The organism is Sulfitobacter sp. 1A13368 (genome assembly GCF_043557275.1).
GTDB lineage: Bacteria > Pseudomonadota > Alphaproteobacteria > Rhodobacterales > Rhodobacteraceae > Sulfitobacter > Sulfitobacter faviae.
The window spans coordinates 60494-74575 of sequence record NZ_JBIFFR010000001.1 but is presented as its reverse complement, the minus strand read 5'-3'; the positions used below and the strand labels follow the sequence as shown (position 1 = coordinate 74575).

Here is a 14082-nt window from a genome sequence, read left to right as displayed (position 1 = left end):
GCTTCGCACAAAGGCGCAAGGTTGCGGCCCATCAAACTAGATTGCGGACTGCAACACGATGCCATTTTGCAAGGCGGGGTTCCGCCCAAGGAGTATCCAGTGAAGACAGTGGTTTTCGATCTCGACGGCACCTTGGCCGATACCTCGGGCGATTTGATCGCCGCCGCCAATGCCTGTTTCCGTGACATGGGCGAGGGCGATGTGCTGGTCCATGCCGAGGATGCGGGCACTGCGCTGCGCGGCGGGCGGGCGATGCTGACCTTGGGGATGCAAAAGCTGGGCCGTGCCGATGACGCGGCGACGATCGACCACTATTACCCGATGCTGCTCGAAGCCTATGGGCGCGACATCGACACCCATACCATCATGTACCCCGGCGCGATGGAGGCTGTGGCCGCGCTCAAAGCCGCAGGCTACCGCGTGGCGATCTGCACCAACAAACCCGAGGCTTTGGCGGAGTTGCTGCTGACCCGTCTTGGCGTGCGCGACGCATTCGGTGCGATGCTGGGGGCCGATACGCTGGCCGTGCGCAAACCCGACCCGGAACACCTGTTCGAAACCGCCCGCCGTGCCGGGGGCGATCCGGCGCAATGCGTGTTGATCGGCGACAGCGACACCGACCGCAAAACCGCCAAAGCCGCAGGGGTTCCGTGCGTGCTGGTGACCTTCGGCCCCTCGGGCGAAGACATGGCCGCGCTGGAGCCCGAAGCGCTGTTGGACGATTTCGCCGACCTGCCGGAGGTCATTGAACGTTTAATCGGCAAAGCCGCCTGATGGCCGAGCGGTTCACCGGCAGTTTCACGCAGCAAGAGCCGATCCCCGAAGATGCGATCGAGGCGGCAGTGGCGGTGATGCGTCACGGACGGTTGCACCGCTACAACACAGTCCCGGGGGAGGTGGCCGAGGTTGCCCTGCTGGAGCAGGAATTCGCCGCGATGACGGGGGCGAAATATTGTCTCGCCGTGGCCTCGGGCGGCTATGCCATGGCCACGGCGCTGCGCGCGGTGGGGGTGAAACCGGGCGACCGGGTGCTGACCAATGCCTTCACGCTCGCCCCGGTGCCGGGGGCGATTGCCGCACTGGGGGCGGTCCCGGTTTTCGTCGGCGTGACGGAGCAACTGGTGATCGACCTTGATGACCTCGCCGCCAAGGCGGATCAGGCCGATGTGCTGCTGCTCAGCCATATGCGTGGCCATCTGGTGGACATGGACGCTCTGATGGCGCTTTGCGATGCGCGCGGCATCACGGTGATCGAAGATTGCGCCCATACGATGGGGGCGGCGTGGAACGACAAGCCATCGGGCACGCAGGGGAAACTGGGGTGTTTTTCCTGCCAGACCTATAAACATGTGAACGCGGGCGAGGGCGGGCTGCTGATCACCGATGATGCCGAGGCCGCGGCGCGGGCGATCATGCTGTCGGGGTCTTACATGCTCTATGACCGCCACGCCGCCGCGCCGGGGCCGGATGCTTTTGAGACGATCCGCTATGAGACGCCCAATATCTCGGGCCGGATGGACAACCTGCGCGCAGCGGTCCTGCGCCCGCAATTGCGGCGGCTGGCGGAACAGGTGGCCCGCTGGAATGAGCGTTATCGGGTGATCGAGGCGGGGCTGCGCGACACGCCGGGGCTCACGGTCATCGACCGGCCCGAGGCGGAGAGCATCGTCGGGTCGTCAATCCAATTCCTGCTGAAGGGTTGGTCGCCGGAGGATGTCGAGGCGGTGTTGGCGCGCTGCGCTGCGCGCGGGGTGGAGTTGAAATGGTTCGGCAGGGCCGAGCCTACGGGCTTCACCAGCCGCTACGACACATGGCGCTATGCGCGGGCTGAAAGAATGCCCGCCAGCGATGCGGTGCTGGCGGGGTTGATCGACATGCGTGTGCCGCTGACCTTTTCGCTGGAGGATTGCGCCCTGATCGCGCGGATCATCCGGGCCGAGGTCAGCGCCGTTTTTCAAGGGGGCTAGGCTTAGAAACGGATGGTGCCGTGTGTGCCCATGTCGGGCTTTTGGCCGGTCATCTGCGCCTTGCCGATCTCATAGAGGAACTTGAACCCACCATCGGTCGCCCAAACCTCGGCTTCGGTGAGGTCAAAGCGGATCAATTGCACGTCCGGGTCCTGCTTGCCGTCCTCGAACCATGCGCCCGCGATGGCGTTCCAAATCTTGTCCAACTCAGTCGGGTTGGTCACGGCAGAGACATGGCCGTCGATCCGCGCCCAGAGGGATTCGTCTTTGCTGGCGATCAGGTATTCAGCGGCGGCACGGCCTTCGGCGGATTGCGCCAGATCGGTGCCTTTGGCCGTGATGAACCACAGCACGGCGGCGCGGTCGTCTTCGTCGATGTAATGGGTCATTGGGATCGCGCGGGCGGTCTTGGTCATCAGCATCCCGGCGCGGGTGTCGTCCAGACGGTCCCAGAACTCTTTTTTCAGATCATCGCTCATTTGCATCTCGCTTTGTTGTAGTGTTCGCTTGGTCGCAGGGCCAACCCGCCGCGGCGCGGGGCGGTTCCACATCGCGCCGCTTGACGCAAAGCGGGCGGGGCGGTAGGTAATGAACAAGCGTTCAATAAATCGGGGGGAGAAGCCGTGTTCAACGCAAGTATGCAGTTTGATCTGGGAGAAGACGTCGCGGCCATGCGGGAGATGGTGCACCGCTGGGCGCAGGAGCGCGTCAAGCCAATGGCCGCCGAGATCGACAGCAAGAACGAATTCCCCGCCGAGCTTTGGCAGGAAATGGGTGAGTTGGGCCTTCTGGGCATGACCGTCGAGGAAGAGTTCGGCGGCTCGGGGCTGGGCTATGTCGCCCATACCGTCGCGGTGGAAGAGATCGCCCGGGCCTCGGCTTCGGTCTCGCTCTCCTACGGGGCGCATTCCAACCTCTGCGTGAACCAGATCAAGTTGAACGGCACCCCGGAGCAGAAGGCGCAGTTCCTGCCCAAGCTCTGCTCGGGCGAGCATGTCGGTGCGCTGGCCATGTCCGAAGTGGGCGCGGGCAGCGACGTGGTCAGCATGAAGCTGCATGCCGAGAAGCGGAACGACCACTTCCGTCTGAACGGCAACAAGTATTGGATCACCAACGGCCCCGACGCCGAGACGCTGGTGGTCTATGCCAAGACCGACCCGGATGCCGGCTCCAAGGGCATCACCGCCTTTTTAATCGAGAAGTCGATGAAGGGGTTCTCGACCTCCAAGCATTTCGACAAGCTCGGCATGCGCGGCTCGAACACCGCCGAGTTGATCTTCGAGGATTGCGAAGTGCCCTTCGAGAACATCCTCGGCGAAGAGGGCAAGGGCGTGCGCGTGCTGATGTCGGGCCTCGATTACGAGCGCGTCGTGCTGGCGGGCATCGGCCTCGGCATCATGGCGGCCTGTCTCGATGAGATCATGCCCTACATGGCCGAGCGCAAGCAGTTCGGCCAGCGCATCGGGGATTTCCAGCTGATGCAGGGCAAGATGGCGGATATGTACACCGCGATGAACTCGGCGCGGGCCTATGTCTATAGCGTGGCGCAAGCCTGCGACCGGGGCGACGTGACCCGTCAGGACGCGGCGGCCTGCTGTCTCTATGCCTCGGAGCAAGCCATGGTGCAGGCGCATCAGGCGGTGCAGGCGATGGGCGGCGCGGGGTACCTCAGCGACAACCCGGTGGGCCGCATCTTCCGCGATGCCAAGCTGATGGAGATCGGCGCGGGCACGTCCGAGATCCGCCGCATGCTGGTGGGCCGTGAGATGATGGGGGCGATGTGATGCGCGCCCTCCTGCTGGCCTGCGCGTTTCTGGCGGGGCCGGTATCCGCGCAGGACATCACCTATTCCGATGCCGCCACGGCGGACTGTCTGGCCGGGGCCGAAGAGTTCACCGACCAGCGCGCCTGCATTGGCCTTTCGGCCAACCTCTGCATGGAAGGGCCGGGCGGCTATACGACCGTCGGCATGGGCGGGTGTCTTGATGCTGAGTTGACCTTTTGGGACGGCCTGCTGAACGAGAATTACCGCGCCCGCATGGTGCAGGCGAAGTCCGCCGATGAGGAGAATGCCCTCTACCAGCCGCAACTGCCTTCGCAGGCCGAGGCGCTGCGTGACATGCAGCGCGCGTGGATTACCTTTCGTGATGCCGCCTGCGATTATGAACGCAGCCAATGGGGCGGTGGCACAGGCGGCGGGCCTGCAACCTTGGCCTGCCTGATGCAGATGACGGGGGAACAGGCGCTGCGTTTGGGGGCGGCCTATTAACCGCATCTCGCTGTGTCGGCCAAACAGGACGGAGGGATCAGGATGGAAAACCTGATAGAACTGGAGACAGAAGGCGGTGTCCTGCACCACTTTCTACCTTGGCTGATCGAGGGGTTCGAGATCCTCGCCGCGGTCATCGACATCGCGGCCATCATTCTGCTGCTGATCGGTGCGGCACGTTTCCTGACCGGGGTGACGATTGCCGAGGTTTCCAAGAAAGGCCCCGAGCGGGTCCGCCGCACCAACCGCGAGCGGATCGAACTGGGGCGCTACATCCTTGCGGGGCTGGAACTCTTCATCGTCTCGGACGTGATCCACACCGCGATCAGCCTGCGTTTTGCGGACCTGCTCTTCTTGCTGATGCTGGTCATCATCCGCTCCATCACCTCCTATTTCCTTGACCGGGAACTGGAGCAACTGAAGAAGGAACTCGGCCGTGACTGACTATTCCGATCTCAAGGCGCTCTACGTCAATTGCTCGCTCAAGAAGACCCCGGGCGACAGCCACACCCAGCTTCTGATGAACGCCAGCGCTGGGATCATGGAGGCGCAGGGCGTGGGTGTCGAACACCTCTACCTGCTGGATCACCAAGTGCCGCCGGGCGTCTATCCGGACATGACCGAGCATGGCTGGGGCCGCGATGACTGGCCCGCGATCTGGGAGAAGGTGCTGGCCGCCGACATTCTGATCATCGGCACGCCGCTGTGGCTGGGCGAGGAGAGCAGCACCTGCCGCGTGCTGATCGAGCGGCTCTATGCCATGAGCGGTGAGCTCAATGACAAGGGCCAGTCGGTATTCTACGGCAAAGTCGGCGGCACCGTGGTGACGGGCAACGAGGACGGCATCAAACATGTCGCCATGACCACCGGTTTCGCGATGAACCATCTGGGCTACACGATCCCGCCGCAGGCCGATTGCGGCTGGATCGGCGAGGCCGGGCCGGGGCCCTCCTACGGCGATGATGTGGACGGCAAGCGCGCGGGTTTCGACAACGAGTTCACGCAGCGCAACACCACCATCATGACATGGAACGCCCTGCATCTGGCACGGATGCTGAAGGACGCGGGCGGCTACCCGCGTGAGGGCAATGACCGCAACGCCTGGGACGCGGGCGCGCGGTTCGATTTCGAAAATCCGGAGTACCGAAGCTGATATGAAGAACGAAGGCGACTGGCCCATCTGGCAGGGCAACATGGCGGCGCAATGCCTCGCCCAGCCCGACGGTGCACTGGCGATCATCGACCTGACCGCTACAGAACGGCGCGACGTGAGCTACGGCGCGCTGCACGAGATGGTCGACGGTTTGGCCCGCGCGCTGAAAACGCAGGTCGCCCGCGGCGACCGGGTGGGCGTGCTGCTCAGCCAGTCGCCTTGGTGTGCTGCCGCCCATCTGGCGATCTGGAAGATCGGCGCGATTTCGGTGCCGCTGTTCAAGCTGTTCAAACGTGACGCGCTGGCCAGCCGGGTGGGTGACGCGGGCTGCGAAATCGTGCTGACCGATGCGGAAGGCGCGGAACTGCTCGGCGATCTGGCCACCCCGTGGATCGCGGCGGAGGCGGGCGTGGCGGGCGACGCGGTGGATTTCGCCGAGGTCGGCCCCGACGATCCCGCCGTGCTGATCTACACCTCCGGCACCACCGGCACGCCGAAAGGCGCGTTGCACGGGCACCGGGTGCTCTCGGGCCATCTGCCGGGCGTGTCGGTGAGCCATGACCATCTGGGGCAGGCGGGCGATTGCCTCTGGACCCCGGCGGATTGGGCGTGGATCGGCGGGCTTTTCGACGTGGCGATGCCCGCGCTGGCGCTCGGCGTGCCGGTCGTGGCCACCCGGATGCCCAAGTTCACCGTCGAGGGCTGCGCCGAGGTGATCGCGAAAGGCGAGGTGCGCAACGTGTTCTTTCCGCCGACCGCGCTGCGGATGCTGAAAGCAGCGGATGTCGCGCTGCCGGGCCTGCGCTCGGTCGCCAGCGGCGGCGAGCCTCTGGGGGCCGAGATGCTGGCCTGGGGCCGGGAGGCGTTTGGGCTTGAGATCAACGAGTTCTACGGCCAGACCGAATGTAACATGGTGGCTTCCAGCTGCGGCGTCGATTTCCCCGCCCAGCCCGGCTGCATCGGAAAGCCGGTGCCGGGGTTCGAACTGGCTGTGCTGGATGAAAACGGTCAGCCCACCGATGCCGAGGGCGACGTGGCGGTGCGCAAAGGCGCGCCTTCGATGATGCTGCGCTACTGGAACCGGCCCGAGGAGACGGCGGCGAAGTTCCACGGCGACTGGCTGCTGACCGGCGACCGCGGTATTTGGGACGGCGACTACCTGCGCTTCGTGGGGCGCGAGGATGACGTGATCACCTCCGCGGGCTACCGCATCGGCCCGGCGGAGATTGAGGATTGCCTGCTCACGCACGCGGCCGTGGCGACTTGCGGCGTGGTGGGCAAACCCGATGCGCTCCGCACCGAGATCGTGAAGGCCTATGTGGTGCTGAAACCGGGTGCCGTGGTCGAGGCGAAGGAATTGCAGGACTGGGTGAAAGACCGGCTCGCCAGCTATTCCTACCCCCGTGAGATCGCATTCGTGGAGGACCTGCCGATGACCGTCACCGGCAAGGTGATCCGCAAGGAATTGAAGCGTCTGGCGGCGCGAGAGAATGAGGACGTAACATGAAACTGACATCGCAAGCCCTGCCATCCTCGGATGCCTACAAGGCCAACGAGATGGCCCATCTGAAAGCGCTCAGCGAGGTCCGCGAGGCGGCCGAGGCCGCGGCTTTGGGCGGGGGCGAAAAATCCCGTGCGCGGCACGAAAGCCGTGGCAAGATGCTGCCCCGCGAGCGAGTGGCGAATCTTCTCGACCCCGGCAGCCCGTTTCTTGAGATCGGGGCCACCGCGGCGCATGGGCTTTACGGTGGCGCGGCGCCCTGTGCGGGCGTGATCGCGGGCATCGGTCGTGTGCAGGGGCACGAAGTCATGGTGGTCTGCAACGACGCCACCGTGAAGGGCGGCACCTATTACCCGATGACGGTGAAAAAACACCTGCGCGCCCAAGAGATCGCCGAGGCGAACCATCTGCCCTGCATCTATCTGGTGGACTCTGGCGGTGCGAACCTGCCGAACCAAGACGAAGTTTTCCCCGACCGCGACCACTTCGGTGCGATCTTCTACAACCAGGCGCGGATGAGCGCCAAGGGCATCGCGCAGATCGCCGTGGTGATGGGGTCTTGTACCGCAGGCGGCGCCTATGTGCCTGCGATGTCGGACGTCACCATCATCGTGAAAGAGCAGGGCACGATCTTCCTTGCCGGCCCGCCCTTGGTGAAGGCGGCGACGGGCGAGGTGGTCTCAGCCGAAGACCTCGGCGGCGGCGACGTGCACACCCGGCTCTCGGGCGTGGCGGATTACCTCGCCGAGGACGACGCCCATGCGCTGGCACTGGCCCGCCGCGCAGTGAGGCAGCTCAACAAGACCAAACCGACAACCGTCGATTGGGCCAGCCCCGAGGAACCGGCCTATGACCCCGCCGAGATGCTGGGCGTTGTGCCCGCCGACCTGCGCACGCCCTACGACATCCGCGAGGTGATCATGCGGCTCGTCGACGGCAGCCGCTTCGACGAGTTCAAGTCGCGCTTCGGCGAGACGCTGGTCTGCGGCTTTGCCCATGTGAAAGGTTGCCCCATCGGCATCATCGCGAACAACGGCGTGCTCTTCTCCGAAGCGGCCCAGAAAGGCGCGCATTTCGTGGAGCTTTGCAGCCAGCGCAACATCCCGCTGGTCTTCTTGCAGAACATCACCGGCTTCATGGTGGGCCGCAAATACGAGAACGAAGGCATCGCGCGTCACGGCGCCAAGATGGTGACGGCGGTGGCCACCACCAACGTGCCCAAGATCACAATGCTCGTCGGCGGCTCCTTTGGCGCGGGCAACTATGGCATGTCGGGCCGCGCCTACCGGCCGCGCTTCCTCTGGACATGGCCCAACAGCCGCATCTCCGTGATGGGCGGCGCGCAGGCGGCGGGCGTCTTGGCCACCGTCAAGCGCGACGCGATGGAACGCGCGGGCGAGACTTGGACCGAAGAGGAAGAGACCGCCTTCAAACAGCCCACGATCGATATGTTCGAGGAACAGAGCCACCCGCTCTATGCCTCCGCGCGTCTGTGGGACGACGGGATCATCGATCCGCGCAAGAGCCGCGACGTGCTCTACCTGAGCCTGTCGGCCAGTCTGAACGCGCCGATCGAACCGACGAAATTTGGGTTGTTCCGGATGTGATCGCGACGCGGTCCGGGGGCTGCCCCCGGAACGCCCGACATATTTGGAGCCAGAAAGAGATGAAAAGGGTAGGGCATGTTTGACACGATCCTGATTGCGAACCGGGGTGAGATTGCTTGCCGGGTGATGGAAACGGCGCAAGCCATGGGGGTGCGCTGCGTGGCGGTGTATTCGGACGCGGATGCGGGCGCGAAACATGTCGCCATGGCGGATGCCGCGGTGCATATCGGCGACTCGGCGCCGGCGGAAAGTTATCTGAAGGGCGATGTGATCATCCAAGCCGCGCTCGATACCGGCGCGCAGGCGATCCATCCGGGCTACGGGTTTCTCAGCGAGAACCCCGATTTCGTGGAGGCGGTCGAGGCCGCGGGGCTGACCTTCATCGGCCCTTCGGCCAAGGCCATTCGTGCCATGGGCCTCAAGGACGCCGCCAAAGCGCTGATGGTCGAGGCGGGCGTGCCCGTGGTGCCCGGCTATCACGGGGCGGATCAGGACGATGCGCTGCTGGCGCGCGAGGCCGAGAAGATCGGCTACCCGGTGTTGATCAAGGCCGTCGCGGGCGGCGGCGGCAAGGGCATGCGGCTCGTCGAGGAGGCCGGGGGCTTTCAGGCGGCACTGGAGTCTGCGCGCTCCGAGGCCAAGACCGCTTTTGGCAACCCGGACGTTCTGGTCGAGAAATTCGTCACCAAGCCGCGCCATATCGAGGTGCAGGTCTTTGGCGACGGCACCCATGCGGTGCATCTGTTCGAGCGCGACTGCTCGCTCCAGCGCCGCCACCAGAAGGTGATCGAGGAGGCGCCGGCGCCGGGCATGACGGAAGAGATGCGCGCGGCCATGGGCCAGGCGGCGGTGCGCGCGGCCGAGGCCATCGGCTATGCCGGGGCGGGGACGGTGGAATTCATCGTCGACGGCTCGGGCGGGCTTTCGACCGACGGGTTCTTCTTCATGGAGATGAACACGCGGCTTCAGGTGGAGCATCCGGTGACCGAACTGGTGACCGGGGTCGATCTGGTGGAATGGCAGTTGCGCGTCGCCGCGGGCGAAGCCCTGCCGAAGCGCCAAGATGAGCTCTCGATCAACGGTCATGCCTTCGAGGCGCGGCTTTATGCCGAGGACGTGCCGAAGGGTTTCCTGCCCGCCACCGGGACGCTCACACATCTGTCCTTCACGCCCCAGACCCGGGCCGACAGCGGCGTGCGGGCGGGCGACACGATCAGCCCCTTTTACGACCCGATGATCGCCAAGGTCATCGTGCACGGGCCCACGCGCGACGTGGCGCTGTCGCGCTTGCGCGCGGCACTGAAGGGGTGTGAAGTTGGCGGTACGGTCACCAACCTCGCCTTCCTCGGTGCGCTGGCCGAACATGAGGGCTTTGCCAAGGGCGACGTGGATACGGGCCTGATCGCGCGCGACATCGAGGCGCTGACGGCCCAGCCTGAGGTGCCGGGGCGGCATGTCGCGCTGGCCGGGATGGCAGCACTTTGGCTGGACCAGCCGCAAGCGGAGGCCGGGTTCAACCTTTGGCGGCCCCTGCGGCATCAGGTGATGCTGGGCCGCGAGGGCGAGGAGCATCTGCTGAAGGTGCGGGTGCTTTCAGAAGACGTGCAGCTATGGTCCGTGGGCGATCACGAGGTGCGCGCCGAGCGCATCGCGGGCCGCTGGAAGATCGACGGCCATATAGCGCCCCCGGTCTCGGTCGCGGGCGACGTGGTCACGGTCTTCGATGCCTATGGCATCGCTTTTGACGTGATCGACCCACTGGCCCGCGCCGCCGCCGCCCATGGCGATGGCAATATCGTCGAAGCGCCGATGCCGGGCCTCGTCCGCGCCATTGACGCCGAGGTCGACCAGAGCGTCACCAAGGGCGACCGTCTGGCGGTGCTGGAGGCGATGAAGATGGAACACTCGCTGCTCGCCGCACGCGACGGCGTGGTGGCCGAGGTGCTGGCGCAAGCGGGCGATCAGGTCGAGGCCGGGGCGGCGCTGGTGCGTCTGGAAGCCGAGGAGGGCGCATGATTACGCTGCATCACTGTCCGCAGACCCGCTCGATGCGCACGCTCTGGCTGCTGCACGAGCTGGACGACGTGGAGTTTCAGGTCAAGATGCATGCCTTCGACCGCAGCCTGCGCGATCCGGAATACCTCGTGCTCTCGCCCGCAGGCCGGGTACCAGCGCTGGAGATCGACGGCGAGCGCATGTTCGAAACCGGGGCGATCACCCAGTACCTCTGCGAGCGCTACAGCCCCGACCGTATGGGCCGCTCGGTCGGCAGCCCGGACCGCATGGCTTGGCTGGTCTGGGTGCATTTCGCCGAGACCATCAGCCAGCACACGGCGGCACTGACCCAGCAGCACATCGCCCTGCGCGAGGATCACATGCGCAGCCCCATCGTGATGAAGCTCGAGGCCGCGCGGATCGGCAAATGCTACGACGCGCTGGAGGCGCGGCTCTCGACGCCGCTGGAGAACCGCGACTACCTGCTGACCTCCGGCTTTTCTGCCGCCGACATCTCGGTCGGGCAAGCGGTCTACATGGCGCGGCATTTCGTGAAATTGGATGACCACCCCTCGGTCGCGGCGTGGTATGAACGGATCACGGAGCGCGACAGCTTCGCACAGGCGCTGCCCGAGGGGGCGAAGCTCTACGAAAAGGATTTCTACGCGCCATGGCCGGTCGAGTGACCATGGCCCAGTCAGGGAAGGAAAGCGGCCAATGAGCCTTGGACCATGTGAGATTTTCGAGGTCGGCCCGCGCGACGGGCTGCAGAACGAGAAACGCGAGATTCCCGTGGCCGAGAAGGTCGCTTTGGTGAACAAGCTGAGCCAAGCGGGCTTTGCCCGCATCGAATGCGCCAGTTTCGTCAGCCCCAAGTGGGTGCCGCAGATGGCCGGCTCGGGCGAGGTGCTGGGGCAGATCACCCGTGCCGAGGGCGTGCGCTATGCGGCGCTGACGCCCAACATGCACGGCTATGAAGATGCGCTGGCCGCGAAGGCCGACGAGATCGCCATTTTCGCCTCCGCCTCCGAAGGGTTCAGCCAGAAGAACATCAACGCCAGCATCGACGAGGCTTTCGAGCGTTTCGCCCCCATCCTCGAAGAGGCGCGGCACGTGGACATTCCGGTGCGCGGCTATGTTTCCTGCGTGGTGGAATGCCCCTATGACGGCAAGGTCGATCCCGGCGCCGTGGCGCGCGTGGCCGACCGACTTTTTGCCATGGGCTGCTACGAAATCTCTCTCGGCGACACCATTGGCGCGGGCACGCCCGACAGTATCGCGCGGATGCTGCTTTCGGTGCGCGACGTGGTGCCGGCGGGGCGGCTCGCGGGGCATTACCATGACACCCACGGGCGGGCGATGGCCAATATCGACGCCTCATTGTCGATGGGCCTGCGGGTCTTCGACGCGGCGGTCGGTGGCTTGGGCGGTTGCCCCTATGCGCCGGGGGCGGCGGGCAATGTCGCCACCGAGGCGGTGAACGAACATCTGACGACGCTTGGCTACGACACCGGCGTCGATCAGGCGGTGGTGCTGGAGGCCGCCGAAATGGCACGGGCAATGCGAGGCTGACATGTACGAGACTTTGACGATCGAAACCGACGCGCGCGGGGTGGCGGTGCTCACCCTCAACCGGCCGGAGAAACACAACGCCATGTCGGCGCAAATGCTGGCCGACCTGACCGCGGCGGCGGGCAAGCTTGCCGAGGATGACGCGGTGCGTGTCGTGGTGCTGACCGGCGCGGGCAAATCCTTCTGCGCGGGCGGCGATCTGGGCTGGATGCGCGACCAGCGCGACATGGACGCCGAGACCCGCTCGGCGGAGGCGGGTAAGCTGGCGACGATGCTGGGCGCGCTCAACGCGCTGCCGAAGCCGGTGATCGGCAAGCTACAGGGCAATGCCTTTGGCGGCGGCGTCGGAATGGCCTCGGTTTGTGACGTGGCCGTGGGGGTCGATACGCTGAAGATGGGCTTCACCGAGACCCGTCTGGGCATCATCCCGGCCACCATCGGGCCCTACGTGCTGGCACGGATGGGCGAGGGGCGCGCGCGGCGGGTCTTTATGTCGGCGCGTCTGTTCGATGCCGCGGAGGCGGTCGATCTGGGGCTGTTGGCCCGCGCCGTTCCGGCGGATGAACTTGACGCGGCAGTCGAGGCCGAGGTCGTGCCTTACCTCTCCTGCGCGCCTGGGGCGGTGGCGGCGGCCAAGAAGCTGGCGCAGGACTTGGGTGGAATCGCCACGCCCGAGGCGGTGGAAATGTCCATCGATGCCCTCGCGGCGCGTTGGGAAACCGATGAGGCCGCCGAGGGAATCGGTGCCTTCTTTGACAAGCGCAAAGCCGCTTGGGTGGTCTAGCTCAAGGCTTTGGCGAAATGGCTCTATTGCGGGCCCGTGGGCGGCATTAACCGGGCTTGGCCCGTTGACCCTACCCACGGGCAGAGTTAAACCCGTTCCAAGTTTGTCTGCGCGGGCTTTTGGCCTTTGCCTCATGCCGCGCACCGCGAAAGGAGCATCCCCTTGGACGACATGCTGCGGGAATACCTGCCCATCCTCGTTTTTCTGGCCGTGGCGATTGGCCTTGGCCTTGTGCTGATCCTCGCCGCCGTGGTCGTGGCCGTGCGCAATCCTGACCCGGAGAAGGTCTCGGCCTATGAATGCGGGTTCAACGCATTCGACGATGCGCGGATGAAGTTTGACGTGCGTTTCTATCTGGTCTCGATCCTCTTCATCATCTTCGACCTTGAAATCGCCTTCCTCTTCCCATGGGCCGTGGCCTTTAAAGAGGTGAGCATGGTGGGCTTCTGGTCGATGATGGTGTTCTTGGGCGTGCTGACGGCGGGCTTCGCCTATGAATGGAAGAAGGGAGCGCTGGAATGGCAGTAAAAGATGACGCACTCGTCACCCCGGTGATGGGCGATGGCCACCAAAGCCCGCGGGTGAAATCCGGCGCCTCCGCCCCTGCGGCCTACGGCCAATATGGCGCGGGGCCGGACCCTGAGTTCGCCACACAAAGCCTGAATGCCGAGTTGCAGGACAAGGGCTTCCTGCTGACTTCTACCGAAGACATCATCAACTGGGCGCGCACCGGCTCGTTGCACTGGATGACATTCGGTCTGGCCTGCTGCGCGGTTGAGATGATGCACAGCTCCATGCCGCGCTATGACCTTGAGCGTTTTGGCACCGCGCCGCGCGCTTCTCCGCGCCAGTCGGACCTGATGATCGTCGCGGGCACGCTGACCAACAAGATGGCCCCGGCGCTGCGCAAGGTTTACGACCAGATGCCAGAACCGCGCTATGTGATCTCGATGGGGTCCTGCGCCAATGGCGGCGGTTACTATCACTACAGCTATTCGGTTGTGCGCGGCTGTGACCGCATCGTGCCGGTCGATGTCTATGTGCCCGGCTGCCCGCCGACGGCGGAAGCACTGCTTTATGGTATCCTCCAGTTGCAGCGTAAGATCCGCCGCACCGGGACGATCGTGCGCTAAGGCAACCGCCTGCGCCACCAGCGGGGCAGGCAGAAGGACAAAGCGCCAAAGGCGCGGGACAGTGAGATGGCGTTGATCGGCGCGTGGAAGGAAGATTTGCG

15 protein-coding genes are annotated in these 14082 nt (G+C 65.1%); 14 read left to right on the top strand and 1 reads right to left on the bottom strand.

The window, feature by feature from the left end; all coding sequences use genetic code 11:
• Positions 1-99 precede the first annotated feature (99 nt).
• On the top strand, positions 100-774 hold the full coding sequence (locus ACGYK4_RS00410; RefSeq protein WP_394454684.1) for an HAD-IIIA family hydrolase: 675 nt from the start codon (positions 100-102) through the stop codon (positions 772-774).
• Positions 774-1967 (top strand): DegT/DnrJ/EryC1/StrS family aminotransferase, encoded by a 1194-nt coding sequence (locus ACGYK4_RS00405; RefSeq protein WP_394454683.1) that lies wholly within the window; start codon positions 774-776, stop codon positions 1965-1967. Before ACGYK4_RS00410 ends, ACGYK4_RS00405 begins: the two co-directional genes overlap by 1 nt.
• 2 nt (positions 1968-1969) lie before the next feature.
• Here the strand turns inward: ACGYK4_RS00405 and ACGYK4_RS00400 are convergent, their stop codons facing one another.
• On the bottom strand, positions 1970-2446 hold the full coding sequence (locus ACGYK4_RS00400) for a pyridoxamine 5'-phosphate oxidase family protein (RefSeq protein WP_394454682.1): 477 nt from the start codon (positions 2444-2446) through the stop codon (positions 1970-1972).
• A gap of 144 nt (positions 2447-2590) precedes the next feature.
• Here ACGYK4_RS00400 and ACGYK4_RS00395 point away from each other — a divergent pair, with 144 nt between their 5' ends.
• From ACGYK4_RS00395 to ACGYK4_RS00340, 12 genes are all read left to right on the top strand, one after another.
• Positions 2591-3751, top strand: coding sequence for an isovaleryl-CoA dehydrogenase (locus tag ACGYK4_RS00395; protein WP_271693430.1), 1161 nt, complete (start codon positions 2591-2593; stop codon positions 3749-3751).
• On the top strand, positions 3751-4236 hold the full coding sequence (locus tag ACGYK4_RS00390; RefSeq protein ID WP_394433546.1) for a lysozyme inhibitor LprI family protein: 486 nt from the start codon (positions 3751-3753) through the stop codon (positions 4234-4236). Before ACGYK4_RS00395 ends, ACGYK4_RS00390 begins: the two co-directional genes overlap by 1 nt.
• A gap of 42 nt (positions 4237-4278) precedes the next feature.
• On the top strand, positions 4279-4680 hold the full coding sequence (locus tag ACGYK4_RS00385) for a DUF1622 domain-containing protein (RefSeq protein WP_271693432.1): 402 nt from the start codon (positions 4279-4281) through the stop codon (positions 4678-4680).
• On the top strand, positions 4673-5389 hold the full coding sequence (locus ACGYK4_RS00380) for a flavodoxin family protein (protein ID WP_394454681.1): 717 nt from the start codon (positions 4673-4675) through the stop codon (positions 5387-5389). The genes ACGYK4_RS00385 and ACGYK4_RS00380 overlap by 8 nt, the downstream gene beginning before the upstream one ends.
• A 1-nt stretch (position 5390) precedes the next feature.
• The gene (locus tag ACGYK4_RS00375) at positions 5391-6896 is read left to right on the top strand and encodes an AMP-binding protein (protein ID WP_394454680.1); all 1506 of its coding nucleotides are present in this window, start codon (positions 5391-5393) and stop codon (positions 6894-6896) included.
• Entirely contained in the window at positions 6893-8497 is a 1605-nt protein-coding gene (locus ACGYK4_RS00370) for a carboxyl transferase domain-containing protein (protein ID WP_394454679.1), read from the top strand. The genes ACGYK4_RS00375 and ACGYK4_RS00370 overlap by 4 nt, the downstream gene beginning before the upstream one ends.
• Before the next feature lie 75 nt (positions 8498-8572).
• Positions 8573-10513, top strand: a complete 1941-nt coding sequence (locus tag ACGYK4_RS00365) for an acetyl/propionyl/methylcrotonyl-CoA carboxylase subunit alpha (protein ID WP_394454678.1) — start codon at positions 8573-8575, stop codon at positions 10511-10513.
• Positions 10510-11178, top strand: coding sequence for a glutathione S-transferase family protein (locus ACGYK4_RS00360; protein ID WP_394447291.1), 669 nt, complete (start codon positions 10510-10512; stop codon positions 11176-11178). Before ACGYK4_RS00365 ends, ACGYK4_RS00360 begins: the two co-directional genes overlap by 4 nt.
• A gap of 31 nt (positions 11179-11209) precedes the next feature.
• A complete protein-coding gene (locus tag ACGYK4_RS00355; RefSeq protein WP_394454677.1) occupies positions 11210-12064 on the top strand; it encodes a hydroxymethylglutaryl-CoA lyase in 855 nt (284 codons plus the stop codon).
• Between the two features lies 1 nt (position 12065).
• On the top strand, positions 12066-12848 hold the full coding sequence (locus tag ACGYK4_RS00350) for a crotonase/enoyl-CoA hydratase family protein (protein ID WP_394454676.1): 783 nt from the start codon (positions 12066-12068) through the stop codon (positions 12846-12848).
• 162 nt (positions 12849-13010) lie between these two features.
• The gene (locus ACGYK4_RS00345; protein ID WP_067263411.1) at positions 13011-13376 is read left to right on the top strand and encodes an NADH-quinone oxidoreductase subunit A; all 366 of its coding nucleotides are present in this window, start codon (positions 13011-13013) and stop codon (positions 13374-13376) included.
• Positions 13367-13981 (top strand): NADH-quinone oxidoreductase subunit B family protein, encoded by a 615-nt coding sequence (locus tag ACGYK4_RS00340; RefSeq protein ID WP_231886322.1) that lies wholly within the window; start codon positions 13367-13369, stop codon positions 13979-13981. The genes ACGYK4_RS00345 and ACGYK4_RS00340 overlap by 10 nt, the downstream gene beginning before the upstream one ends.
• The last annotated feature ends 101 nt before the right edge of the window (positions 13982-14082 follow it).

Coding starts and splice junctions, on each gene's coding strand:
- ACGYK4_RS00405 (WP_394454683.1), top strand. CDS start 774: ATGGCCGAGCGGTTCACCGGCAGTTTCACGCAGCAAGAGCCGATCCCC.
- ACGYK4_RS00400 (WP_394454682.1), bottom strand. CDS start 2,446: ATGAGCGATGATCTGAAAAAAGAGTTCTGGGACCGTCTGGACGACACC.
- ACGYK4_RS00390 (WP_394433546.1), top strand. CDS start 3,751: ATGCGCGCCCTCCTGCTGGCCTGCGCGTTTCTGGCGGGGCCGGTATCC.
- ACGYK4_RS00385 (WP_271693432.1), top strand. CDS start 4,279: ATGGAAAACCTGATAGAACTGGAGACAGAAGGCGGTGTCCTGCACCAC.
- ACGYK4_RS00375 (WP_394454680.1), top strand. CDS start 5,391: ATGAAGAACGAAGGCGACTGGCCCATCTGGCAGGGCAACATGGCGGCG.
- ACGYK4_RS00370 (WP_394454679.1), top strand. CDS start 6,893: ATGAAACTGACATCGCAAGCCCTGCCATCCTCGGATGCCTACAAGGCC.
- ACGYK4_RS00365 (WP_394454678.1), top strand. CDS start 8,573: ATGTTTGACACGATCCTGATTGCGAACCGGGGTGAGATTGCTTGCCGG.
- ACGYK4_RS00360 (WP_394447291.1), top strand. CDS start 10,510: ATGATTACGCTGCATCACTGTCCGCAGACCCGCTCGATGCGCACGCTC.
- ACGYK4_RS00355 (WP_394454677.1), top strand. CDS start 11,210: ATGAGCCTTGGACCATGTGAGATTTTCGAGGTCGGCCCGCGCGACGGG.
- ACGYK4_RS00350 (WP_394454676.1), top strand. CDS start 12,066: ATGTACGAGACTTTGACGATCGAAACCGACGCGCGCGGGGTGGCGGTG.
- ACGYK4_RS00340 (WP_231886322.1), top strand. CDS start 13,367: ATGGCAGTAAAAGATGACGCACTCGTCACCCCGGTGATGGGCGATGGC.